23 protein-coding genes are annotated in these 24,212 nt (G+C 35.3%); 19 read left to right on the forward strand and 4 right to left on the reverse strand.

Annotated elements, in window-relative coordinates:
• Positions 1-24 precede the first annotated feature (24 nt).
• The 12 genes from ACFSQS_RS13420 to ACFSQS_RS13475 all read left to right on the forward strand — a co-directional run bounded on the left by ACFSQS_RS13420 (position 25) and on the right by ACFSQS_RS13475 (position 9,462).
• Positions 25-354, forward strand: a complete 330-nt coding sequence (locus ACFSQS_RS13420) for a HesB/IscA family protein (protein ID WP_388019906.1) — start codon at positions 25-27, stop codon at positions 352-354.
• A gap of 75 nt (positions 355-429) precedes the next feature.
• Positions 430-747 carry a four helix bundle protein gene (locus ACFSQS_RS13425; RefSeq protein ID WP_388019909.1) on the forward strand — a complete coding sequence of 106 codons (318 nt, stop codon included), beginning with the start codon at positions 430-432 and terminating at the stop codon, positions 745-747.
• A gap of 58 nt (positions 748-805) precedes the next feature.
• Positions 806-2,251: a Fe-S cluster assembly protein SufB gene (gene sufB / locus ACFSQS_RS13430; protein WP_388019912.1), complete on the forward strand. Its 1,446-nt coding sequence runs from the start codon at positions 806-808 to the stop codon at positions 2,249-2,251.
• Positions 2,252-2,305: 54 nt separating this feature from the next.
• Positions 2,306-2,662 carry a hypothetical protein gene (locus ACFSQS_RS13435; protein WP_388019915.1) on the forward strand — a complete coding sequence of 119 codons (357 nt, stop codon included), beginning with the start codon at positions 2,306-2,308 and terminating at the stop codon, positions 2,660-2,662.
• Positions 2,663-2,664: 2 nt separating this feature from the next.
• Positions 2,665-3,417 (forward strand): Fe-S cluster assembly ATPase SufC, encoded by a 753-nt coding sequence (gene sufC / locus ACFSQS_RS13440; protein ID WP_388019918.1) that lies wholly within the window; start codon positions 2,665-2,667, stop codon positions 3,415-3,417.
• Positions 3,418-3,495: 78 nt separating this feature from the next.
• Positions 3,496-4,809: a Fe-S cluster assembly protein SufD gene (sufD, locus tag ACFSQS_RS13445; RefSeq protein WP_388019921.1), complete on the forward strand. Its 1,314-nt coding sequence runs from the start codon at positions 3,496-3,498 to the stop codon at positions 4,807-4,809.
• Positions 4,810-4,904: 95 nt separating this feature from the next.
• Positions 4,905-6,119, forward strand: a complete 1,215-nt coding sequence (locus ACFSQS_RS13450) for an aminotransferase class V-fold PLP-dependent enzyme (RefSeq protein ID WP_388020179.1) — start codon at positions 4,905-4,907, stop codon at positions 6,117-6,119.
• 53 nt (positions 6,120-6,172) lie between these two features.
• Positions 6,173-6,967: an META domain-containing protein gene (locus ACFSQS_RS13455; protein ID WP_388019924.1), complete on the forward strand. Its 795-nt coding sequence runs from the start codon at positions 6,173-6,175 to the stop codon at positions 6,965-6,967.
• 38 nt (positions 6,968-7,005) lie between these two features.
• Positions 7,006-7,428: a SufE family protein gene (locus ACFSQS_RS13460; protein WP_388019927.1), complete on the forward strand. Its 423-nt coding sequence runs from the start codon at positions 7,006-7,008 to the stop codon at positions 7,426-7,428.
• A gap of 115 nt (positions 7,429-7,543) precedes the next feature.
• Positions 7,544-7,870, forward strand: a complete 327-nt coding sequence (locus ACFSQS_RS13465; RefSeq protein ID WP_388019930.1) for a DUF59 domain-containing protein — start codon at positions 7,544-7,546, stop codon at positions 7,868-7,870.
• Positions 7,871-7,943: 73 nt separating this feature from the next.
• On the forward strand, positions 7,944-8,450 hold the full coding sequence (locus ACFSQS_RS13470; protein WP_388019933.1) for a DUF2480 family protein: 507 nt from the start codon (positions 7,944-7,946) through the stop codon (positions 8,448-8,450).
• Positions 8,451-8,529: 79 nt separating this feature from the next.
• Positions 8,530-9,462 (forward strand): DUF3078 domain-containing protein, encoded by a 933-nt coding sequence (locus ACFSQS_RS13475; protein WP_388019936.1) that lies wholly within the window; start codon positions 8,530-8,532, stop codon positions 9,460-9,462.
• 191 nt (positions 9,463-9,653) lie between these two features.
• Here ACFSQS_RS13475 and hflX read toward each other — a convergent pair whose 3' ends face one another.
• Complete coding sequence (gene hflX, locus ACFSQS_RS13480; protein ID WP_388019939.1) at positions 9,654-10,868, reverse strand: GTPase HflX; 1,215 nt, start codon at positions 10,866-10,868, stop codon at positions 9,654-9,656.
• Positions 10,869-11,032: 164 nt separating this feature from the next.
• On the opposite strand from hflX, the gene ACFSQS_RS13485 reads away from it, so the two are divergent.
• The gene (locus ACFSQS_RS13485) at positions 11,033-12,001 is read left to right on the forward strand and encodes an endonuclease/exonuclease/phosphatase family protein (protein ID WP_388019942.1); all 969 of its coding nucleotides are present in this window, start codon (positions 11,033-11,035) and stop codon (positions 11,999-12,001) included.
• 33 nt (positions 12,002-12,034) lie between these two features.
• Here the strand turns inward: ACFSQS_RS13485 and ACFSQS_RS13490 are convergent, their stop codons facing one another.
• Positions 12,035-12,421 carry a hypothetical protein gene (locus ACFSQS_RS13490; RefSeq protein ID WP_388019945.1) on the reverse strand — a complete coding sequence of 129 codons (387 nt, stop codon included), beginning with the start codon at positions 12,419-12,421 and terminating at the stop codon, positions 12,035-12,037.
• Positions 12,422-12,648: 227 nt separating this feature from the next.
• A complete protein-coding gene (locus ACFSQS_RS13495; RefSeq protein WP_388019948.1) occupies positions 12,649-13,167 on the reverse strand; it encodes a CvpA family protein in 519 nt (172 codons plus the stop codon).
• Positions 13,168-13,394: 227 nt separating this feature from the next.
• Here ACFSQS_RS13495 and ACFSQS_RS13500 point away from each other — a divergent pair, with 227 nt between their 5' ends.
• On the forward strand, positions 13,395-13,751 hold the full coding sequence (locus ACFSQS_RS13500) for a hypothetical protein (protein ID WP_388019951.1): 357 nt from the start codon (positions 13,395-13,397) through the stop codon (positions 13,749-13,751).
• Between the two features lie 150 nt (positions 13,752-13,901).
• Here ACFSQS_RS13500 and ACFSQS_RS13505 read toward each other — a convergent pair whose 3' ends face one another.
• Positions 13,902-14,510 carry a superoxide dismutase gene (locus tag ACFSQS_RS13505; RefSeq protein ID WP_388019954.1) on the reverse strand — a complete coding sequence of 203 codons (609 nt, stop codon included), beginning with the start codon at positions 14,508-14,510 and terminating at the stop codon, positions 13,902-13,904.
• A gap of 125 nt (positions 14,511-14,635) precedes the next feature.
• Here ACFSQS_RS13505 and ACFSQS_RS13510 point away from each other — a divergent pair, with 125 nt between their 5' ends.
• The 5 genes from ACFSQS_RS13510 (at position 14,636) to ACFSQS_RS13530 (ending at position 24,195) form a co-directional block, all read left to right on the forward strand.
• Positions 14,636-17,770: a UvrD-helicase domain-containing protein gene (locus tag ACFSQS_RS13510; protein WP_388019957.1), complete on the forward strand. Its 3,135-nt coding sequence runs from the start codon at positions 14,636-14,638 to the stop codon at positions 17,768-17,770.
• Positions 17,771-17,792: 22 nt separating this feature from the next.
• Positions 17,793-18,986 carry a glycine C-acetyltransferase gene (kbl, locus tag ACFSQS_RS13515; protein ID WP_388019960.1) on the forward strand — a complete coding sequence of 398 codons (1,194 nt, stop codon included), beginning with the start codon at positions 17,793-17,795 and terminating at the stop codon, positions 18,984-18,986.
• A 123-nt stretch (positions 18,987-19,109) separates the two neighbouring features.
• Entirely contained in the window at positions 19,110-20,498 is a 1,389-nt protein-coding gene (locus ACFSQS_RS13520) for an OmpA family protein (protein ID WP_388019963.1), read from the forward strand.
• Between the two features lie 91 nt (positions 20,499-20,589).
• Positions 20,590-23,346, forward strand: coding sequence for a PD-(D/E)XK nuclease family protein (locus tag ACFSQS_RS13525; protein WP_388019966.1), 2,757 nt, complete (start codon positions 20,590-20,592; stop codon positions 23,344-23,346).
• Positions 23,347-24,195, forward strand: a complete 849-nt coding sequence (locus ACFSQS_RS13530; RefSeq protein ID WP_388019969.1) for an alpha/beta hydrolase family protein — start codon at positions 23,347-23,349, stop codon at positions 24,193-24,195. It begins immediately after the preceding gene.
• The last annotated feature ends 17 nt before the right edge of the window (positions 24,196-24,212 follow it).

Genomic DNA, 24,212 nt, shown 5'->3' on the forward strand with positions numbered 1-24,212 from the left:
TTAGACACAATCTATATAAAAATTATGATAAAAGTTTCTGAAACAGCTAAGAAAAAAGTGGTCGAGCTTATGGCAGATGATGGCTATAATGCCTCTACTGACTTTGTTCGCGTAGGCGTAAAAAGTGGTGGTTGTTCTGGGTTGTCATACGATTTAAAATTTGATAAAGAACAGCAAGATGGCGATAAGGTTTTTGAAGACAATGGTGTAAAAATTATTGTAGACAAAAAAAGCTTCTTGTATTTAATAGGCACAACCCTAGAATACTCTGGTGGATTAAACGGAACTGGTTTTGTATTCAACAATCCGAATGCGAATCGTACTTGCGGTTGTGGCGAATCATTTTCGTTATAAAACTATTAAAAGATTAAAAAGATTTAATAATTAAAAATGAAGCGATTTGAAGATTTAGAAGTGTATCAATAAGCATTGGAGTTTTCAATCAAAATTTATAAAATAACAAGTTTTAAAACATTTGATTATAATATAAAAAATCAAATTCAAAGAGCAGTATTATCAATACCATTTAATATTGCAGAAGGTTTTGAATTACAATCAAATAAACAATTTATAAAATTCTTATACATAAGTAAAAGTTCTTGTGCAGAAGTTAGAAGCTTATTAAGAATTTGCGAAAGATTAGAATATATAGAAAGTAAAAACATACAAGAATTAATAATTGAGAGTAAAAACATCTCTAAACAATTATCTAAATTTATTAACTATTTAAAAAAAAGTGAGATTTAATAAATTTTTCAGCCCATTAATTTTTGAATTGTTTAATCTTTAAATCTTTATAATAAATATGAAGTATACAGAAGACGATTTACGCGAAGAGCTAAAAACCAAAGAATACGAATACGGTTTTTATACAGATATAGAATCGGAAACATTTCCCAATGGGTTAAATGAAGACGTGGTACGTGCCATTTCAAAAAAGAAAGAAGAACCCGAATGGATGACCGATTGGCGATTGGAAGCCTTTAAAGTTTGGAAAGAAATGACCGAACCCGATTGGGCCAATGTAAATTACGAAAAACCCGATTTTCAAGGTATTTCGTATTATTCGGCACCAAACAGCAAACCTAAATACGATAGTATTGATGAAGTTGATCCAGAGTTATTAGCAACTTTTGAAAAACTAGGCATCTCTTTAGACGAGCAAAAAAAACTAGCTGGCGTTGCCATGGATGTTGTGGTAGATTCGGTTTCGGTAGCTACCACATTCAAAAAAACATTAGGCGAAAAAGGCATTATTTTTATGAGTATCTCTGAAGCCATTAAAGAGCACCCAGAGCTTGTTAAAAAATATATAGGCACCGTAGTACCACAAAAAGACAACTTTTATGCAGCCTTAAATTCGGCTGTATTTAGCGATGGTTCTTTCTGTTACATTCCAAAAGGCGTAAAATGCCCTATGGAATTGTCCACCTATTTTAGAATAAACCAAGCAGGAACTGGCCAATTTGAAAGAACTTTGGTTATTGCCGATGAAGGCAGTTACGTTTCATACCTAGAAGGTTGTACGGCTCCAAGCAGAGACGAAAACCAATTGCACGCAGCCGTTGTAGAGCTAATTGCTTTAGATGATGCCGAAATAAAATACTCGACCGTACAAAACTGGTATCCCGGAAATGCCGAAGGTAAAGGTGGTGTTTACAACTTTGTAACCAAACGAGGGATTTGCGAAAAGAACGCAAAAATCTCATGGACCCAAGTAGAAACAGGTTCTGCCGTTACTTGGAAATACCCAAGCTGTATTCTTAAAGGCGATAATTCGGTTGGTGAGTTTTACTCTATCGCAGTAACCAATAATTATCAGCAAGCCGATACGGGAACCAAAATGATTCATTTGGGAAAAAACACAAAATCCACCATTATCTCAAAAGGCATTTCAGCCGGAAAATCCCAAAACAGTTACCGCGGTTTGGTACAAATAAATTCCAGAGCAGAAAATGCACGTAATTTTTCGCAATGCGATAGTTTATTAATGGGCAACGCCTGTGGCGCGCACACCTTCCCATATATTGAAGCTAAAAATAAATCGGCTAAAATAGAGCACGAAGCAACCACAAGTAAAATTGGTGAAGACCAAATTTTTTACTGTAACCAACGCGGCATCGATACCGAAAAAGCCATTGCATTAATTGTAAACGGGTTTAGTAAAGAAGTACTAAATAAACTCCCCATGGAGTTTGCCGTTGAGGCTCAAAAATTATTGGAAATTAGTTTAGAAGGCAGTGTTGGGTAACATTTTTGTCATTCCTACTAAGGCAGGAATCTCATAAATCCGGCAAAAAACATTATGCAAATAAAAAAAATATTCATCCTATTATTAACGCTGTCAACATTTATTAGCTGTAAAAAAGAAGGTGAAATATTGATAGGCGAATTTGTCTATTATGCAGACGCCGCAGTTTTACAAACCGAAGATGAAATTTACGGTGTAATTATTAACCCTAAAGTTGACAAATTAAACCAAAAAGCTAAAGCCTTTAAAAAAGAACCCACAGATTTCGTACAAGTCGAGATTCGCGGAAAAATAACAAAAAAACCAGAAGGTGAAGAAGGTTGGGACAACCGTGTGGAAATAAAAGAAATATTAAGCGTTACAGCTTCAAAAAACGATAACAATAATCTAATAAAACTAGGAAAAGAATAATTATGTTAAAAATAAACAACTTACACGCAAGCGTTGAAGATAAAGCCATTTTAAGAGGAATCAATCTTGAGGTAAAACCTGGAGAAGTACACGCTATTATGGGGCCAAACGGCTCAGGGAAAAGCACATTGGCATCCGTTATTGCAGGAAAAGAAGAGTACGAAGTAGAGCAAGGCGAAATCATTTTAGAAAACGAAAACATCGACGAGCTTTCAGCCGAAGAACGCGCCCACAAAGGTGTTTTCCTATCGTTTCAATATCCGGTAGAAATCCCTGGGGTTTCCGTTACCAACTTCATTAAAACCGCTATAAACGAAACCCGTAAAGCTAAAGGGTTAGAAGATATGCCGGCAAAAGACATGCTAAAACTAATTCGTGAAAAAGCCGATTTATTAGAAATTGATAGAAAATTTTTATCGCGCTCGTTAAACGAAGGTTTTTCAGGTGGCGAGAAAAAACGAAACGAGATCTTTCAAATGGCCATGCTCGAACCTAAATTAGCTATTCTAGACGAAACCGATTCTGGTTTAGATATCGATGCCTTGCGTATTGTAGCCAACGGTGTAAACAAACTAAAAAACAAAGACAACGCTGTTATTGTTATAACCCACTACCAACGCTTATTGGATTATATCGTACCCGATTTTGTACACGTTATACACGAAGGGCGCATAGTAAAATCTGGCCCTAAGGAACTGGCTCACGAGCTTGAAGAAAAAGGCTACGATTGGATTAAAGAAAAAGCGAACGCATAACAGTAACTAGTCCACAGTCCACAGTAAGCAGTCTTTTTTAACTGTAAACTGAAGACTGCAAACTGAATACTTATCAATATGGATTTAAAAGAAAAATTAGTATCATCATTTTTAGTATTAGAAGATCAAGTAGATGTCGATTCTTATGTGCACAATGTTAGAAACCAAGCCATAAAAATATTTGAAGAAAAAGGATTCCCCACTAAAAAAGAAGAAGCTTGGAAATACACAGCCTTAAACAAACTGCTTAAAGAAGATTACAGCGTTTTCCCAAAACAAGAAAGCACCATAGACTATAACGACATAAAAAAATATTTTATCCATAACATAGACAGCTATAAAATAGTGTTTATAGATGGTAAATACTCATCGCACCTATCGCAAACCACCCACGATGGTATCGATGTATGCTTAATGTCGGCAGCACTAACAAAACCAAAATACCGTTTGGTAATTGAAAACTATTTCAACAAAGCTGCCGAAAAAGATAGCCTGTCGTCGCTCAACACGGCATTTTCAAAAGAAGGTGCTTACATTCATATCCCAAAAAACAAACTGGTAGAAAACCCCATTCAAATCATCCACCTATCAACGGGTAGCGAATCGGCATCCTTAATGCAACCACGTAACTTAATCGTGGTTGACGAGAATTCGCATGTGCAAATTATAGAGCGCCACCAAAGTTTAACCAATAACGCGGTGCTAACCAATAGCGTTACCGAAATTTTTGCCAATAAACGCGCCATTGTAGATTATTACAAAATACAAAACGACAACGCCAACGCATCATTAATAGACAATACCTTTATCAAACAAAAGCGTGAAAGCGTTGCATCGGTGCACACCTTTGCCTTTGGCGGTAAATTAACGCGCAACAACCTTAATTTTTATCAACAAGGCGAACGCATCAACTCTATCTTAAAAGGCGTTACCATAATAGGCAACAAACAACATGTCGATCATAACACACTGGTACACCACATCGAGCCCAATTGCGAGAGCCACCAAGACTACAAGGGCATTTTTAATGAAAACGCAACCGGTGTTTTCAACGGTAAAATTATTGTAGAAAAAGAAGCCCAAAAAACCAATGCCTTTCAAGCCAATAACAATATTTTGGTAAGCGACAAAGCCACGATAAACACCAAACCGCAGCTCGAAATTTTTGCCGACGATGTAAAATGCTCTCACGGTTGTACCATTGGGCAACTCGACGAAAGCGCCCTGTTTTACATGCGTTCGCGCGGTATTCCAGAAAAAGAAGCCAAAGCCCTTTTAATGTACGCATTTAGCAACAACGTGCTAAGCTCGGTTAAAATACCCGAGGTAAAACAACGCATTACCAAAATAATCGCCAATAAATTAGGGGTTAATATTGGGTTCGATTTATAACAATTTTTTGTAGCTATTTCCCGCTATCCACTGTATCTTTTTTGCTTTTAATGGCAAAAAAGGATGCCGTTTCTATCGGGGCTAAACCATCAGCCATGTTCAATGTAAACGATATAAGACAAGACTTCCCGATACTTAACAGACAAGTAAACGGCAAGCCTTTAGTGTATTTCGATAATGCAGCCACCTCGCAAACCCCACAACAGGTTATTGATGTTATTGTAGATTATTACTCCAATTACAACGCCAACATCCACCGTGGCGTACATACCTTAAGTCAACAAGCAACCGATTTATACGAACAAGCGCGCTTAAAAATACAAGCCCATTTCAACGCAAAGTTTTCACACGAAATTATACTCACCTCGGGCACAACGCACAGTATTAATTTAGTGGCAAACGGCTTTTCATCACTCTTAAAAAAAGGCGACGAGCTTATCGTTTCAGCCTTAGAGCATCACAGCAATATTGTACCTTGGCAAATGCTTTGCGAGCGCACCGGTGCTGTTTTAAAAGTCATCCCCATGAACGAAGAAGGCGAGTTGGAAATGGCAGCATACAATAATTTGCTTTCAGAAAAAACCAAGCTTGTTTTTGTAAATCATATTTCAAATGCTTTAGGCACCATAAATCCTATTGAATATATTACAGAGAAAGCGCACCAAGTTGGAGCAGCCGTTTTAATTGATGGCGCACAAGCCTGTCCGCATATAAAACCAGACGTTCAAAAACTGGATGTCGATTTTTACGTTGCCTCGGCACATAAAATGTGTGGGCCAACGGGTGTTGGCATGCTTTACGGAAAAGAAGACTGGTTAAACAAACTACCGCCCTATCAAGGTGGTGGCGAAATGATTGCCGAAGTTACCTTCGAGAAAACCACTTATGCCGATTTACCGCATAAATTTGAAGCCGGAACTCCAAACATTTGTGGAGGCATCGCTTTTGGCGCAGCCATTGATTATATGAACAACATCGGTTTCAATACTATTGAAAACTACGAACACGAGTTGTTAGATTATGCCACCAAAAAACTTATAGAAATTGAGGGTTTAAAAATCTACGGCACATCCAAAAACAAAACATCGGTTATTTCATTTAATTTAGAAGCCATCCATCCGTACGATGTGGGTACTATTTTAGATAAAATGGGCATTGCCGTTCGTACTGGTCATCATTGTGCGCAACCCATCATGGATTTTTATAAAATCCCGGGAACCGTTCGTGCTTCCTTTGCATTTTATAATACCAAAGCAGAAATTGATGCTTTAGTATCAGGTGTTAAAAAAGCTAAAATGATGTTGTCTTAACATTTTGGCTTCCTTTTTGTGTATCCTGTTATAAACTAAAAATCTAAATTGAAATGAAATTTATGCTAGCCCTTTTTAGCTTGATTCTGCTACGCGGTTGTTGGGCATCTGCAGACCATAAAATTATAGAAGTACAAAAAAACGATGACACCATTTTTAAAACACTAAACGGAACTTATAAAATAAACACTTTAAATAATAAAGATGTTTCAGCTTACAACCTCAACATTGTTTTTAACGACAGTACAAAACAAGTAGCTGGTTTTGCAGGTTGCAATCGTTTTTTTGGTTCTTATTCTTTAGAAAACAACACATTAAAATTTGGCGCTTTAGGAGCTACTAAAATGCTGTGCGACGTTAAGGCAAATACAATGGAAACCCACTTTTTTAAAGCACTAGAAAAAGCCAATTTAGTAGTTTTTACAAAAGATGGCTTTTCAATCTATAATAAAAAGAAAGAATTATTATCAGCTATTAAAGAAGAAACAAATGTAAATGTTAGTTTTGAATATTCTGCTTTGTCAAGAGGTACCTATAAATTAATTAAAATTAATCAAAAAAAAGTTTCAGTAATAAACAAACAAAACGGCAAACCTAAAGCCAATGCATGCAATAAAAATGATTGGCAAAAACTAATTAAAGCTTTTAAAACTTTTGATGTTAAAAACATATCAAACCTAAAAGCACCCTCTAAAAATCGCTTCTTTGATGGCGCTGCCATTGCAAATTTAAAGATTGCATACAACGGAGTAGTTTACGAGTCGCAAAGTTTCGACCACGGCAATCCTCCAAAAGAAATCGCTGCACTTGTTAAAGAAATCTTATCTATTTCCAAAAATATTGAATAGCAACATTTCTTGTTGTATTTTTGTATAAAATTGAATCTATGAGTATTGAAGACATTCAAAACGAAATAATAGACGAGTTCTCAATGTTTGAAGATTGGGAAGAACGCTACCAATATATGATTGATTTGGGGAAAGACCTCCCTTTAATTGACCAGCAATACAAAACCGAAAGCAATATTATAAAAGGCTGCCAAAGTAAAGTTTGGGTACATGCCCAAATGAACAACGATAAAATAGTATTTACTGCCGATAGCGATGCCATTATTACAAAAGGTATAATTGCTATTTTAATTCGCGTATTTTCAAACCAGCACCCCAAAGATATTATTGATGCCGATACCGGTTTTATCGATAAAATAGGTTTAAAAGAACACTTGTCGCCCACACGCGCCAATGGTTTGGTAAGTATGGTAAAACAACTAAAAATGTATGCCATTGCATACCAAACGCAACTTAATTAAAAATTCACTCCAAAAGTTTTTAACTTTTGGTTTCAGATAAACTGTCATTCCCGAGACATCGGGAATCTACTTAAACAGATTTCCGCTTTCGCGGAAATGAAAAAAATTTAAAATTATGAGCGATACAACAATAGACGTAAACGCCTTAGGCGAAAAAATAGTAAACGTTATAAAAACCATATACGACCCGGAAATACCTGTTGATATTTACGAACTCGGATTAATTTACGATGTATTTGTAAACGAAGATTACGATGTTAAAATTTTAATGACGCTTACAACACCAAACTGCCCTGTTGCTGAAACTTTGCCTTTAGAAGTTGAAGAAAAAGTAAAATCTTTAAACGAAGTAAAATCTGCCGAGGTTGAAATCACTTTCGATCCGCCTTGGAGCCAAGATTTAATGAGCGAGGAAGCGAAGTTGGAATTGGGGATGCTTTAAAAACAGTTGGCAGCGTTCTGTTTCCAGTCGCAGCTTTTCAGCTTAAGAAGAGACAAATAAACAACATGCTTTTTTGAAAGACAAAATCATAAATCGCGTAGCGAACAGCAAGTTAATAACCGTTAACCTTGAGGATTATTATCCCGATGGCAAACGTGTGCTTTTTGATATCAAAGATTGGTTGTTTGAAGGTTTCGTTTTGCGCGAAAAAGATTTTAGGCAAAAAGCCACCGAACACGATTGGTCGCAGTACAAAAATTGTTATGTCGCATTAACCTGCAGTACCGATGCCATTGTTCCGGCTTGGGCGTTTATGCTATTAAGTGTTTATTTAGAGCCTTTTGCTAAAAAAACCATTATCGGTAATCTTGAGGTTTTAGAAACTTCAATCTATCAAGACGTTCTTAAATCACTCGATGTTTCAGAATATACCAACAAACCAATCATTATTAAAGGTTGCTCTAGTAAACCTGTACCGCAAAATGCTTATATTATGTTGGCAACAAAACTAAAACAGGTTGCCAAATCTATTATGTATGGCGAAGCCTGCTCTTCGGTGCCCTTATTCAAAAAAAAATAATTTCCCTTTTTTGTGTGACCTAAACCAACAAATTGGGGTCTTATTGATTAAACAAACTCTATATTTAACTATAATTAAAATGAAAAAAACGCTATTATTTTTTACTTTTCTTATTGGAATAATTTCTATAAACGCCCAAACTTTAGAAGAGTTAAAAGCAACTCAAAAGGTAAAAAAAGATTCAATCGCTGCCATTCAAGGGCGTGTTAATGCTATTCAAGGACAAATTGATGCACTGCCCGGTTGGAAAAAAGGGGCTTTTGGTACCATTGGCGGAAGCATTTCCGGTTTTAAAAATTGGTTTGCTCAAGGCACTCCAAATAACAATTCAGGGAATATTGGTTTTACGGTTAATGCTTTTGCAAACTTAAATCAAGATAAATTCTTTTGGCGAAATGCTGCAAATGTAAACCTGTCTTGGGTAAAACTAGATGATAAAGACGACCCAACGGATAGCGACAAATTTAGAGAAGCTACCGATGTTTTTAATTTAACCTCGTTATACGGGCACAAACTAAGCGAGAAATTCGCAATCTCTGGTTTAGCAGAATACAGAACTACAATTTTAAGCAATTTTAACGACCCTGGCTTTTTAGATTTGGGTGTTGGTGCTACTTGGACACCTGTTAAAGATTTAGTGGTTGTAGTGCATCCGTTAAACTACAACTTTGTGTTTAGCAGTAATTCGGTTATCGATTTTGAGTCTTCTATGGGTGCTAAAATTCTGGCCGATTATACCCGACAAATTGGAGCGGTAAGTTTTAAAACAAACTTATCGATGTTTCAAAGTTATAAATCTGGAGATTTATCGAACTGGACCTGGACCAACTCTTTTGGTTACACGCTATGGAAAATGATTGGTGTTGGTTTTGATTTTGGTTTAAGGCAAAATAAGCAGGAAGCTTTTAACTACCAGCAAAGCCAACCAGGTAGCACTGCACTTGCAAGACTTGAAAATGCCGATAACAAATTACAATCGTATTGGATGTTTGGGCTTAATTATAAGTTTTAATTTAAAGACAAAAAGACTACTTTACTGTTAGATTAAAGAAGCAATACAATACAACTAATAATAATAAAACCCCGTAAAAGTTGAGCTTTTACTGGGTTTTGCGTTAGGGATTGAACGGCATGTTTGAGCTCGCCGACGCAGGAGGAAGCGAGTAGTGAAAGCCCGACCCTTGTGGTAACGCCCAAATACTACTACATATCTTCGTAATTATAATCTGGATACAGGAAATGGTTGTACGGGAAACGGGTAACGTGAATTTCGCGAACTTCGTTGTAAACACGCTTTTTAAAATCTTCTAAATTCTGTTTGTTTAGTGCCGATATAAACAAGGCGTTGTTGCCTACTTTGTTCATCCATGTTTTTTTCCACTCGTCTAAACTGTAATGGGCTTCGGTTCTTTGGGCAACTAAATCGGTGTCATCAAAAGGTTCGGCTTGGTAAGCATCTATTTTATTAAACACCATAATTGTTGGCTTGTCGCCGCTTTTTATTTCGCCCAGAATCTTTTCTACAGATTCTATATGTTCTTCAAAATTAGGATGCGAAATATCTACAATGTGCAACAGCAAATCGGCTTCTCTAACCTCGTCTAAGGTGCTTTTAAAGCTATCTACCAATTGTGTTGGCAGCTTGCGTATAAACCCAACGGTGTCGCTTAGCAAAAAAGGCAAATTTTGAATTACCACTTTGCGTACCGTGGTATCTAGGGTTGCAAATAGTTTGTTTTCGGCAAATACTTCGCTTTTGCTTATCACGTTCATTAGTGTAGATTTGCCAACATTGGTGTAACCTACCAGCGCCACTCTAACCATTTTGCCACGGTTACCGCGTTGCACAGCCATTTGTTTATCGATGGTTTTTATACGCGATTTTAAAAGGGCTATTTTATCGCGTACAATACGTCTATCGGTTTCTATTTCGGTTTCCCCCGGACCGCGCATGCCAATACCCCCTTTTTGGCGTTCAAGGTGGGTCCACATGCCTCTTAGGCGTGGCAATAAATATTCGCATTGCGCCAATTCTACTTGGGTTCTGGCATAACTTGTTTGGGCGCGTTGCGCAAAAATATCGAGTATTAAATTGGTTCTGTCTAGCACCTTTACATTAAGTATTTTACTTATGTTTCGTTCTTGTGCTGCAGATAATTCGTCATCAAAAATAGCGGTGCCAATATCATTATCTTCAATAAATTGGCGTACGTCTTCCATTTTGCCGCTTCCAATAAAGGTCTTTGGATTGGGCATGTCCATTTTTTGGGTAAAGCGTTTTATAACATCGCCACCAGCGGTAAAGGTTAAAAACTCAAGTTCGTCTAAATATTCTTTAGATTTTTCTTCGTTTTGGTCTTTGGTTATAATACCAATTAAAACGGCTCGTTCTAAATTGAGGTCTTTCTCTTCTATCATATTGCAAAGTTACATAATTACAAGCATTTTATTTGAGAAAGAATTTATTGGGGCTTTGACTCATGGTTGCCTTTGAAATTGTCATTCTCGCGAATGCGGAAATCTAAAATTATAATCAATTACAAAATTCATTACTTTTATATTTTTAAGCATAATTTTTATTTATGGTAAACCCTTATGAAGACCTTCCTATTCGAGATGATATGCAAACGGTTGCATTTTATAACCTTGAAAACTTATTTGATTTAAACAACGATAAACACAATAATGATAACGATTTTTTACCTACATCGGTTAAAAAGTGGACGCCAAAACGCTACAAGAACAAGCTTAGAAAATTAGGCTTTGCCATTTCTAATATTGGCCGAAAAGAAACGGGGAAACATCCTGCTATAGTGGGATTATGCGAAGTTGAAAACGCTAAGGTTATTGAAGATCTATTAGCCTCAAAACACTTAGAAAACTGCAATTACAACTATGTGCATTACAACTCTTTAGACGAACGCGGAATTGATGTGGCTTTACTTTACGATGTGAATGCTTTTGAGGTTTCTTCTTCTGAAATATTTACTATAAAACTAACCGATGAAGATGGCTCGCCAGATTACACCAGAGATGTTTTGTTGGTTTCTGGTTTGCTTGACGGCGAACAGGTACACATTATTGTAAACCATTGGTCCTCTAGACGCGAAGGCGAAAAAGAAACGGAGTTTAAGCGTATGGCTTCATCACACAAAGTTGGAGAAATTATTACGGCTTTAAGCTTAGAAAATGATGATGCTAAAATTATTGTTATTGGCGATTTTAACGACAATCCAAACAACGCCAGCGTAAAACAATTGGTTAATGGTTTTAAGCTGTTTAACACTACTGAAACACTGCGCTCTTATAGCCGAGGAACAACGTACCACAAAAGACAATGGAATTTATTCGACCAAGTTTTAATTTCGACCAATTTTTTTAAAACTTCTGATAATTTATATGAATATTACACAGCCAATATTTTTGATGAAGATTTTTTAAAACTTGTTAACGGCAAATTTAAAGGTTCGCCTTTTAGAACTTATGTTGGCAAACGGTATCAAGGTGGTTACAGCGATCATTTTCCGGTGTATGCTATTTTTAAGAAGTGATAATTGTAAAATAAAAGACCTATAAGGTTTTTACTAAACAGCTTGAAACACAACATAAGCCAAAACCAAAGCTATAAATGGCAAAACCCAAAGCAACCAAATATTAATTTGAGGTTTATTCTTTTTAACCATTTTTGCGTTTATCATCATACGTTTTTTGCCTGTGTATTGTATCCAGTTTTTAAAATGAATAGCAATAGCAGACATAATAAATAATGCCCACGCACTTGTACTCGACATCGTATCGGCACGCATTTGATTAAAAAAAGCAGCAAAAAAACAGCCCAAAAGCAATACTAAGCTTATTTGAAGCAAAGACACATAAGCCAGTGCAATACTGTTTGCCTTTTGTTTGTAACGTTTTTTATAAAACGAAAACACGGCATGGTAAAATTGATCGAAAACTGTTATCTGCGACATGCTAAATTATTTATTTTTAAAATAAATGAGGCTAACTAAAAAGTCTTTATAAATTAAGTTGTCAGGTTGAGCTTCTCGAAACTGATATTGATTATAAGGAAGCTGAAAATATTTCGACAAGCTCAATATAACATTACAGCTATTATTTAGACAGCCTCTTTTTTTACTTTTTTATACGATGCAAACCTAATTTTTTTAAGCCAATAAAATAGTTTAAACAACCTTTGTTATTGCTCATCTTTTTTAAAAGTCTTGTTATCAATATCAGTACTTAAAATATTAGGAAAAATAATTGGCACTAAATTTTTTACAGGTTTGTAAAGAGCCGTGTGGTCTATTTTATCTTCATCAACAAAGGTAATGGTACTGTTTAGCTTATTAAATATATTTAGAGCTACGCTTAAAATAAGTGCAATTTTTAAAGCCCCAAAAACACCTCCTAAAAATTTATTTACAATACCAAGGGCTGCAAAATCTGCTAATTTGGTTAGTGCTTTTCCGGCTAAAGCAATGGCCAAAACTATAATAACGAAGGTTATCGCAAAAGCGGTAATGTTAATGGTTTTCTCGTTCCAATCTACTTTGGTTTGCAAAAAATCGGCAGCAAAATTACTAAAATGTATGGCACCATAAACCCCAGCTATTAAGGCAACTAAAGATGCTACTTCAACAAAAAAACCTTTAATAAACCCACGAACAAGTCCAAATAAAATTAAAGCCCCTAAAACTATATCTATAGTGCTCATTTTGTTTTTTTTTGTAAATATATGATTTAAATCCCCAGTTGGCGATAAAAATTGGCTACCGCCAAAGCATAGCACTTAAAATTGTTGAAATAAAACACTCTTTTCCCCTTTTGTATTTCAGAATAAAATAAAATCACGATTTGCATAACAATTAAAACTAGAAATTTCTTGAAAGAACAAAGCCATTTGTTAACTTTGAATTTAAAAAAAATACCATTTTTTCACTTATGTCTAGAGACGAAAAATTAAAACAACGCTGGGATTTGGTAGTAAAAAAACTATCCAACCAATTTGCCCAAGGAGACATTTTAGACCTAGATGCTATTATATACTTAATAGGTGTGCAAGAGCTTGGGCAATTAAACAGAACTTACAAAAAAGAGCAAAAACTAGATTTAATGCATATTGCCATCTGCAAATTGCTAACTCCTTACGGCTATTACGAACTCGATTTTGTAGATAACGATGGATGGCCGCATTACAAAACTTTGGAAATCTTACCCCATTTAAAAGCAGGAGAACAAAGTGTTTTAATGAAAGAAGCTATTGTAAACTATTTTTTAGAAACCGAGTATATTGATTGAGTTTTATTTATATCAAATAAAACACTTTTAAATCGAATTAAGGTATAAGACCAAAATAAGAGGCTGTCCGAAAAGATATTACCCAGTGTTACATTGAGAGTAGAAATTGACTTTTTAGACAGCCTCTTTAAATTATTATATGAAATGTTTCTATTTCGCTTCGGCGTAACGGCGCTCTACTTCGTTCCAATTAATAACTTTAAAAAAAGCATCAATATAATCCGGACGACGGTTTTGGTAGTTTAAATAATAGGCATGCTCCCAAACATCCAACCCTAAAATAGGTGTGCCGCCACAGCTAACGCCTGGCATTAATGGGTTATCTTGGTTTGGCGTAGAACAAATTTCTACTTTTCCGCCTTTGTGTACACATAACCAGGCCCAACCAGAGCCAAACTGTGTTGCGGCTGCTTTACTAAAAGCGGCAATAAACTCGTCTTTAGAGCCGTAAGCAGCTTCAATAGCGTCTTTTAAATCGCCCGATAAATAGCCTCTGTCTTCAGGATTCATAACCGTCCAAAACAACGAGTGGTTGTAATATCCGCCACCGTTATTTCTAACAGCACCGTTATTCATATCTAAATTTGCAAGAATATCTTCAATAGATTTTCCATCTAAATCGGTGTTTGCAATAGCATTATTTAAGTTGTTTGTATATCCTTGGTGATGCTTAGAATGGTGTATTTCCATAGTGCGGGCATCTATGTGGGGCTCTAAAGCATCATAATCGTATCCTAATTTCGGTAATTCGAAAGCCATAATTTTTTATTTTTAAAATATTAATATTTATTTTCATTCAAATTTACGGATAAAACGCTTCAATAAAAAATAATAAATCGTTATGAATGTATTGATTGTTTCTATATTGTATCTAAATTTGTGCTATGCAGCCTAATTCTCCTTTTACTGTTTACAATGCTTCTGCGGGCAGCGGAAAAACCTATACGTTGGTAAAGGCCTATTTAAAAATCCTTTTTAGCTCGAACAACCCCTATCTTTTTAAGCGCATTTTGGCCATTACCTTTACCAATAAAGCGGTTGCAGAAATGAAAGACCGCATTATAGAAGTGCTTAAAACGTTTTCTAACAAGGCCGTTTTAAAAACTACAAATAGTATGTTTAATGATATTTGTGAAGAATTGGAAATAGAACCTAAAAAACTCCACGAAAAAGCAGAAAAACTACTAAATACTATTATACATAATTATGCAGCGTTTGATATTAGCACTATTGATGGTTTTACACATAAATTGATACGCACCTTTGCGCACGATTTAAAATTGCCTTTGAATTTTGAAGTTGAATTGGACCAAGATTCCCTTTTAAATGAAGCGGTTGACAGCTTAATATCGAAAGCAGGAACCGATGGTGCACTAACCAAAATTTTGGTGGATTTTGCCATTGAAAAAGCCGATGACGATAAAAGTTGGGATGTGTCTTTCGATTTTAACAAGATTGCAAAATTGTTGGTTAACGAAAACGACATGCCGTTTATTGAAACCTTAAAACACAAAACTTTAAACGATTTTAAAGCCCTTAAATCGCATTTAAAAAAAGAGATTTTAGCTTTTGAAACCACTATCGTTAAAGATGCACAGGGTGTTTTAGAGTTAATTGAAGAGGCTGGTTTGGAATTTAATGATTTTTCGAGCAGTTATTTGCCTAAGCATTTTAACAAATTAGCTAATAAAAATTTCAATGTGTCTTTTGGAACAAAATGGCAAGAAGATATTGAAACCCAAACATTATATCCTAAAAAAGTTTCTGATGATGTAGCCTCAATAATTAACCAAATTCAACCCCAATTAGCCAAAGCTTTTAACCATACCAAACAAGCGGTTTTTCATCTTAAATTCTTAAAGGCATTTTACAAAAACGTTACGCCACTTTCGGTTTTAAATGCTATAAATAACGAATTAAATACTTTAAAAGTTGAGCAGAATAAAATGCTTATTTCAGAATTCAATGCCATTATCAGCAAAGAAATAAAAAACCAACCTACCCCTTTTATATACGAGCGTATTGGCGAAAAATTCAAGCATTATTTTATCGATGAGTTTCAAGACACCTCGGTTATGCAATGGGAAAATTTAATCCCGCTTTTAGAAAATTCGCTATCTGCCGAAAACGGAAGCACCATGTTGGTGGGCGATGCCAAACAAGCCATTTACCGTTGGCGCGGTGGCAAAGCCGAACAGTTTATAGATTTGTTTAACGAGAAAAAACACCCTTTCCAGATTAAACAAAATGTAAAAACACTCCAGGAGAATTACCGCAGTTTTAAAGAAATAGTTGATTTTAACAACGGTTTTTTTAAGTTTTTATCGCAACAAGTTTTTTCGGCTATTGATTACAAAACGCTTTACGAAAACGCACAGCAAAACATTACCAACAAAGAAGCAGGTTATGTTGCGCTTTCGTTTTTAGAGATTGAAAAAGAGGATGATAGAAACGAGCTGTTTTCAGAACACACCTTAAACACCATTAATAATTGCTTAAAAAACGGTTATGATCTGGAGGATATTTGTGTTTTGGTACGCAAGAAAAAAGAGGGTGTTGCTGTGGCTAATTTTTTGAGCCAGCATAACATTCCTATTGTATCTTCTGAAACGCTTTTGCTAAACAATTCGCCCGAAGTTAACTTTATAAATAATGTGTTGGCGCTTTTAATTCAGCCTAAAAACAACGAAATAAAAATTGCAGTTTTAAATTATTTAACCACAATTTTTAATATTGAAAACAAGCACGAATTTTTTTCAAACCATATTCAACTTTCAATTTCAGAATTATTAAAAAGTTTTGAGCAATTTAATATTCAAATAAATAGTGAAAATGTATTGCAGCTTCCGCTTTACGATTTGGCTGAAACCATTGTGAGAACCTTTAATTTAGTAAAAACATCAAACGCTTACATTCAGTTTTATTTGGATGTGGTTTTAGATTTTTCGCAAAAAAAAGGATCGGATATTTCGGCATTTTTACAGCATTTCGATAAGAAAAAAGAAAGCTTGAGTATTGTATCGCCCAAGGGGCAAAATGCGGTTCAAATCATGACCATCCACAAATCTAAAGGTTTAGAGTTTCCGGTGGTTATTTTCCCGTTTGCCGATTTAGATATTTACCGAGAGCTGGAACCCAAAGAATGGTTTGCAATAGATAAAGAACAATACAAAGGCTTTTCGCATACTTTACTAAATTACAATAAAGATTTCGAGTTTTATAGTAACGAAGGTTTACGTATTTTTAACACCCATAAATCTGAGCAAGAATTAGACAATATCAATCTGCTTTATGTAACCTTAACAAGGGCTGTGGAGCAATTGCATGTTATTTCAAATAAAGATATATCAGCAAAAGGCGAGGTAAAAACCAATCGATATTCGGGTTTGTTTATTGAATATTTAAAACATATAAATGAATGGGAAGATTCTAAATTAAAGTATAGTTTCGGAAATCCTAAAAGAACTATTGAAAAAGAAATAATAAAAAAGGAAACTAAAATCCAGCAGCAATTTATTTCTACAGCAAAAGAAACCCATAACATAAAAGTAGTAACCAAATCTGGTTTACTTTGGGACACCACACAAAAAGAGGCCATTGAAAAAGGGAATCTTATTCACAATATCATGTCTAAAATTAATACCAAAGCCGATATTGATACTGCTGTTAACGATTTTATCGATTCCGCTTCAATAAACCCAGAACAAGCCAATATTTTAAAAACAACTGTAAACCAGATCGTTAGCCATTCAAAACTTCAAGATTATTTTACCTTAAATCATAGCATTTATAATGAACGCGATATTATTACAAAATCGGGCATCATTTTACGTCCGGATCGCGTAGTTTTAAATGCTAATAACGAAGCTGCTATAATAGATTACAAAACAGGTTTTGAAGATAAAAAGCACTTCCAACAATTACAGCTTTATCAAGACGTTTTAGAAGAGATGCACTTAAAAGTAAACAAAAAAATCCTTGTTTATATAAATGAAGATATTCAAATAAAAGAAATATAACTTTATAAAAAATTACAGAACTATGTACGGCAATATAAAACAACATTTACAAAAAGAGATTCAAGACATTAAGGACCAAGGGCTTTACAAAGAAGAGCGTATTATAACCTCGGCCCAGGGTGCCGAAATAACTTTAAATACGGGCGAAACGGTTTTAAATTTTTGCGCCAATAATTACTTGGGATTGTCGTCGCATCCCGAGGTGATTCAAGCTGCAAAAGACGTTATGGACACCCATGGATTTGGGATGAGCTCGGTACGCTTTATTTGTGGCACTCAAGACATTCACAAAACATTGGAACAGAAAATAGCCAATTTCTACAGAACCGAAGACACTATTTTATATGCCGCAGCTTTTGATGCCAACGGTGGGGTTTTCGAGCCTTTATTAGGAAAAGAAGACGCCATCATTTCAGATTCCTTAAATCATGCCTCTATAATTGATGGTGTTCGTTTGTGCAAAGCAGCGCGATATCGATACCAAAATAACAATATGGCCGATTTAGAAAAACAATTAATCGAAGCCAGTAAAAACGGGGCGCGTTTTAAAATTATAGTAACCGATGGCGTGTTTTCTATGGATGGATTGGTCGCACCACTCGATAATATTTGCGATTTGGCCGATAAGTACGATGCTTTGGTTATGATTGATGAGTGCCATGCCACAGGATTTATAGGCAAAACAGGCCGCGGAACACTGGAAGAAAAAAACGTTATGGATCGCATAGATATTATTACAGGAACCTTAGGGAAAGCTCTAGGTGGCGCTATGGGAGGATACACCACTGGGAAAAAAGAAATTATAGATATGTTGCGCCAACGCTCAAGGCCTTATTTGTTTTCAAACTCCTTAGCACCGGCCATTGTTGGTGCATCCATAAAGGTTTTTGATATGCTTGCAAACAATACCCAGCTAAGAGATAAGTTAGAATGGAACACCAATTATTTTAAAAAAGGCATTAAAGCAGCAGGTTTAGATGTTATAGATGGAGATTCTGCTATTGTTCCTGTTATGCTTTACGATGCAAAATTGTCGCAAACCATGGCAAATATGCTTTTAGAAGAAGGTATTTACGTTATCGGGTTCTTTTTTCCCGTTGTACCGAGAGGCAAAGCAAGAATTCGCGTACAGCTATCGGCAGCCCATACTAAAACACATTTAGACATGGCCATAGCAGCGTTTACCAAAGTTGGTAAAACCCTTAATATTATCTAAAACCGCTCCGAACTATCGATGAATAAAAGGGTAATACAATATTTTTATATATTTGTCTTTGTTAATAACAATTAACAACTTACTTTTGCTTACAATTAACACTTAAAAATTAAACTTTTGAATATGAAAAATCTTAGCAGATTATTGTTCGCTATGTTGCTTGTACTTGGTTATAGCAACGTTAATGCGCAAGACGAAAACAACCGATGGCAAATTAACATTGGTGTAAACGCGGTTGACGCCTACCCAAATGGCGATGGCGGTCTTTTTAGTGAAACTATTTTTGACGAATATTTCAACGTTGAAGACCACTGGAACATCTTACCTTCTTTATCATCTATCTCGGTATCTAAGTTTTTAGGCGATGGCTTCTCTTTTGGAGTAACAGGATCTTTAAACAAAATTAGCAAATGGGGAGATAAAAGTAAGGATCCAGATGTTACAAACGATGTGGACGACTTATCTTACTACGGCTTAGACGGTACCATTAAGTACAGCTTAGCTAACTTAGTTAACTCTAAAACACTAGAGCCTTACTTAGGTGTTGGTGGTGGTTACACTTGGATTGACGAAGTTGGTGCTGGTACACTAAACGGCACTTTAGGCCTTAACGTTTGGTTTAACGAAAACGTTGGCTTAACACTTCAAACAGCTTACAAACATGCCTTTGAAGATTATTTAACTACACACTTCCAGCACACTGCCGGAATCTCTATTAAATTTGGCGGAACCGATACCGATGGTGATGGCATTTACGACAAAGACGATGCCTGTCCGGATGTTGCAGGTTTAGAGGCGTTTAACGGTTGCCCTGATACAGATGGCGATGGTATTGAAGATTCTAAAGACGATTGCCCTAACGAAGCTGGTTTAGCAGAACTTAACGGATGCCCTGATACAGATGGCGACGGTGTTGCCGATAAAGATGACAACTGCCCAACAGTAGCTGGTTTAAAAGCCTTAGCGGGTTGTCCTGATGCTGATGGAGACGGTATAGCTGATGGAGACGATAAATGTCCTAACGAAGCTGGTCCTGCTGCAAACAATGGTTGCCCTTGGCCAGATACTGATGGCGATGGTGTTTTAGATAAAGACGATAACTGTCCAGAGGTTAAAGGTACTGTAGCCAACAACGGTTGTCCAGAAGTATCTGAAGAAGTACAAAAGCAACTTAACGAGTATGCTAAAACTATCTTGTTTGATACGGGTAAATCTACCATCAAAAAACAATCTGCAGAAGTTTTAGGTGATATTATTAAAATCTTAAACGAGTATCCTAACTCTAAATTTACTGTAGAAGGACACACTGATAGTGTTGGTAGCGAAAAACTAAACCAAAGACTATCTGATTCTAGAGCCAACTCTGTAAAAGAGTACTTAGTAAATAATGGTATCGATGCATTTAGACTTTCTGCTCTTGGTTACGGAGAATCTAAACCAATCGATTCTAACAAAACCAGAAAAGGTAGAGCTAACAACAGACGTGTAGAAATTAACTTAGCTAAAAACTAATTATACGGTTTTTAAAAAATAATTTTTATAGAAAAACGCTTCGGGTTATCCGAAGCGTTTTTTATTTTTATGTCATACCAACTTAACTTTAATGACGACTTTTATTTTTGATGTTTTAAAAGACTTGCAAAACAAGAACCACGATTTCTCTAAACTAACCTTTGTGCTGCCTAGTAAAAGAGCGGGGTTGTTTTTAAAGCACCAGCTGCATAAAGTAACCAACCAAACCATTTTTTCTCCTCAAATTGTTAGTATTGAAGAATTTACAGAAACGCTGTCGCAACTTAAACCCATTTTAAATACAGAGCTTTTGTTCGAGTTTTACAATAGCTACACAGCATTAACCAAAAAAGAAAATCAAGATGCTTTTGAGGTGTTCTCAAAATGGGCACAACTATTACTACAGGATTTTAACGAAATTGACAGGTACCTCATTCCGCAAGAAAACATATTTAATTATTTAAGCGATATACAAGAGTTAAACCATTGGTATTTAGATGAAAATAAATCCGACTTTGTTAAAAACTACCTATCGTTTTGGAGCAAACTTTACACTTATTACACGCATTTTACTAAACAACTTTTAAATAAAAATGTTGGTTATCAAGGATTAATTTACAGAGAAGCAGTAAAAAATTTAGAATCTTACATTCAAAGCAATAACGATAAACAATATGTATTTCTAGGTTTTAATGCACTAAACACCGCCGAGGAAACCATTATAAAAAAACTGCTTGAACATAATTTGGCAAAAATTTATTGGGACATCGACCAAGTTTTTTTTAACAACCCAAAACACGATGCCGCACTGTTTACAAGGCAGCATCAAACCCGCTGGAAATATTTCGAAAACAATCCGTTTTATTGGATTACCAACAATTATTCAAAAGAAAAGAATATTTCTATTTATGGCGTTCCAAAAAACATCGGACAATCTAAATACATCGGAACCCTTTTAAGCAATTTAAGCCAAAACAACCCGTCGTTACAAAACACAGCCGTTGTTTTAGGCGATGAAAATTTATTGATTCCCGTTTTAAATTCGCTGCCATCAACTATCGAAGCTTTAAATATTACCATGGGTTTTCCGTTAAAATCCATTCCGTTGGCATCACTTTTCGAGAGCTTGTTTAAACTTCATAAAAATCAATCGAAATCATTCTATTTTAAAGATGTTATAAACATTATATCACATCAATTTATAAGACCAATATTCTATTATGATAATACAGATTACGCTTCCAAAATAATTGAAACCATTGAGGCCAATAACATCATTTATTTAACTTCCGATAGGCTAAAACAAATGGCTGATAAAGCCGAAACCATAATTAATATACTGTTTGCCAATTGGGAAACCTCGATTGATTCGGCTTTAAAAAATTGCGAGCAATTAATCTTGACTATTAGAAATTATTTATCTGAAAACAAAGCCTCAAATTTATTATCCTTAGAATATTTATTTCGATTTAATGAACTGTTTAACGAATTGTCTCGATTAAATACCGAGTATAATCACATTAAAGATATTTCAGCTTTATATAGCATTTATAAAGAATTGTTAAGTTCCGAAACGCTAGATTTTCAAGGCGAACCCTTACAGGGCTTACAAATTATGGGTATGCTGGAATCTCGGGTTCTGGATTTTGAAACCGTTATCATTTCCTCGGTAAACGAAGGCCTTTTGCCCTCTGGAAAAAGCAACAATTCCTTTATTCCGTTCGATGTTAAATTAGAAAACAACCTGCCTACTTATAAAGAAAAAGATGCGGTTTACACCTATCACTTTTACAGGCTTTTGCAACGCGCCAAAAACATCTATATTATATACAATACCGAAGCCGATGTGCTTACCGGTGGCGAAAAAAGCAGGTTTATTACGCAGTTGCAGTTAGAAGATATTCATAAAATAAACCACCAAATTATTGCGCCCCATGTGCCAGTAATACAACCGGAATTAAACCAAATAAACAAAACGCCCCAGTTATTAAATCAAATTATTCATGTGGCAAAACAAGGGTTTTCGCCTTCTTCACTAACCAACTACATAAGGAATCCTATTGATTTTTATTATCAGAAAATATTAAAAATTGCAGCACACAACGATGCCGAAGAAACCGTTGCGGCAAACACCTTAGGAACCGTTGTACACAACACGCTTGAAGATTTTTACAAACCATTTATTGGTGAGTTTTTAACGGTTGAAAACATAACAAATTTAAAGCCTAAAATTAATGAAACGGTAAGCCATCATTTTAAAAACGAATATAAAGAAGGTGATATTACCAAAGGTAAAAATCTTATTGTTTTTGAAATAGCAAAACGTTACGTATCCAACTTTTTGGATTTGGAAATACAGGATTTAAAAGCTGGAAACCAAATAAAAATGATTGCCGTTGAAGCCGAAAACAACGTGTTAATCGATATTCCCGAACTTAATTTTCCTATAAATTTAACAGGAAAAGTAGATCGGGTTGATGAGTACAATGGTGTAACCAGAATTATTGATTACAAAACGGGGCAGGTAAGCCAAAACAGCGTAGAAATTGTAGATTGGGAAGCCATTACTACCGATTACGATAAATACAGCAAAAGCTTCCAAGTGCTTACCTATGCACTTATGATGCACCAATCCAATCAAATTAAGCTTCCTGTTGAAGCTGGTATTATTTCATTTAAAAACTTAAATTCTGGGTTTTTAAAATTTGCAAAAAAAGACAGTTCGAGAAGTAGAACCAAAAAATCGTTAATCACTCAAGAAACTATTTCTTCATTTGAAACCGAACTAAAAAAGCTCGTATTAGAAATTTGTAGTTTAGATATACCTTTCACTGAAAAAGAAATATAAATGATTATTGAAAAAAACATAGTTGTTAAAGGCAAACACGAAAAACCCATTTTAACCGATTTGTTTTTTAAAGACGATAGCGCTAAAAAACCTATACTAATATTTTGCCATGGATACAAAGGTTTTAAGGATTGGGGCGCTTGGGATTTAATGGCTAAAGCATTTGCCGAGGCTGGTTTTTACTTTGTGAAATTTAATTTTTCGCACAATGGCGGCACCGTAAAACAACCAATCGATTTTCCTGATTTGGAGGCTTTTGGAAATAATAATTTCACCAAGGAATTAGACGATCTGGAATCTGTTATCGATTGGGTATGCTCGAATTCTGAGCTAAAAAAGAATGCCGATATAAGCAACATAACATTAATGGGGCACAGTAGAGCTGGTGGCATTGTAACTATAAAAGCTGAAGAAGATAGCAGAATAAAAAACGTAATTAGTTTAGCTGGTGTTTGCGATTTTGGGAAAAGAACATCAACAATTGGTAATTTAGAACAATGGAAAAAAGACGGTGTAAAATATGTTATAAACGGACGAACAAAACAACAAATGCCGCATTATTATCAATTCTATGAAGATTTTATTGCCAATGAAAACAGGCTAACCATAAAGCGCGCCGTTTCAAACTTAAAAATACCGTATTTAATTATTCATGGCGATAGCGATACCAGTGTTTTTATGGAAGAAGCAACTCAGCTTCATAGTTGGAACCCGAACAGTCAACTTGAGATTATTAAAGATGCCAACCATGTTTTTGGAGCACAGCATCCTTGGGAAAAACCAACGCTTCCCAAGCATTTAAAAGCCGTTATAACTAAGATTACAGATTTTCTATCGCATCAAAAATAATTGTTGCCTTATTGCCG

Source organism: Gelatiniphilus marinus, assembly GCF_042684345.1.
GTDB lineage: Bacteria > Bacteroidota > Bacteroidia > Flavobacteriales > Flavobacteriaceae > Gelatiniphilus > Gelatiniphilus marinus.

Excerpts from the sequence above, each read along its gene's own strand:
- ACFSQS_RS13420 (WP_388019906.1), top strand. The coding sequence starts at position 25 with ATGATAAAAGTTTCTGAAACAGCTAAGAAAAAAGTGGTCGAGCTTATG.
- sufB (WP_388019912.1), top strand. The coding sequence starts at position 806 with ATGAAGTATACAGAAGACGATTTACGCGAAGAGCTAAAAACCAAAGAA.
- ACFSQS_RS13435 (WP_388019915.1), top strand. The coding sequence starts at position 2,306 with ATGCAAATAAAAAAAATATTCATCCTATTATTAACGCTGTCAACATTT.
- sufC (WP_388019918.1), top strand. The coding sequence starts at position 2,665 with ATGTTAAAAATAAACAACTTACACGCAAGCGTTGAAGATAAAGCCATT.
- sufD (WP_388019921.1), top strand. The coding sequence starts at position 3,496 with ATGGATTTAAAAGAAAAATTAGTATCATCATTTTTAGTATTAGAAGAT.
- ACFSQS_RS13450 (WP_388020179.1), top strand. The coding sequence starts at position 4,905 with ATGTTCAATGTAAACGATATAAGACAAGACTTCCCGATACTTAACAGA.
- ACFSQS_RS13455 (WP_388019924.1), top strand. The coding sequence starts at position 6,173 with ATGAAATTTATGCTAGCCCTTTTTAGCTTGATTCTGCTACGCGGTTGT.
- ACFSQS_RS13460 (WP_388019927.1), top strand. The coding sequence starts at position 7,006 with ATGAGTATTGAAGACATTCAAAACGAAATAATAGACGAGTTCTCAATG.
- ACFSQS_RS13465 (WP_388019930.1), top strand. The coding sequence starts at position 7,544 with ATGAGCGATACAACAATAGACGTAAACGCCTTAGGCGAAAAAATAGTA.
- ACFSQS_RS13475 (WP_388019936.1), top strand. The coding sequence starts at position 8,530 with ATGAAAAAAACGCTATTATTTTTTACTTTTCTTATTGGAATAATTTCT.
- hflX (WP_388019939.1), bottom strand. The coding sequence starts at position 10,868 with ATGATAGAAGAGAAAGACCTCAATTTAGAACGAGCCGTTTTAATTGGT.
- ACFSQS_RS13485 (WP_388019942.1), top strand. The coding sequence starts at position 11,033 with ATGGTAAACCCTTATGAAGACCTTCCTATTCGAGATGATATGCAAACG.
- ACFSQS_RS13490 (WP_388019945.1), bottom strand. The coding sequence starts at position 12,421 with ATGTCGCAGATAACAGTTTTCGATCAATTTTACCATGCCGTGTTTTCG.
- ACFSQS_RS13495 (WP_388019948.1), bottom strand. The coding sequence starts at position 13,167 with ATGAGCACTATAGATATAGTTTTAGGGGCTTTAATTTTATTTGGACTT.
- ACFSQS_RS13500 (WP_388019951.1), top strand. The coding sequence starts at position 13,395 with ATGTCTAGAGACGAAAAATTAAAACAACGCTGGGATTTGGTAGTAAAA.
- ACFSQS_RS13505 (WP_388019954.1), bottom strand. The coding sequence starts at position 14,510 with ATGGCTTTCGAATTACCGAAATTAGGATACGATTATGATGCTTTAGAG.
- ACFSQS_RS13510 (WP_388019957.1), top strand. The coding sequence starts at position 14,636 with ATGCAGCCTAATTCTCCTTTTACTGTTTACAATGCTTCTGCGGGCAGC.
- kbl (WP_388019960.1), top strand. The coding sequence starts at position 17,793 with ATGTACGGCAATATAAAACAACATTTACAAAAAGAGATTCAAGACATT.
- ACFSQS_RS13520 (WP_388019963.1), top strand. The coding sequence starts at position 19,110 with ATGAAAAATCTTAGCAGATTATTGTTCGCTATGTTGCTTGTACTTGGT.
- ACFSQS_RS13525 (WP_388019966.1), top strand. The coding sequence starts at position 20,590 with ATGACGACTTTTATTTTTGATGTTTTAAAAGACTTGCAAAACAAGAAC.
- ACFSQS_RS13530 (WP_388019969.1), top strand. The coding sequence starts at position 23,347 with ATGATTATTGAAAAAAACATAGTTGTTAAAGGCAAACACGAAAAACCC.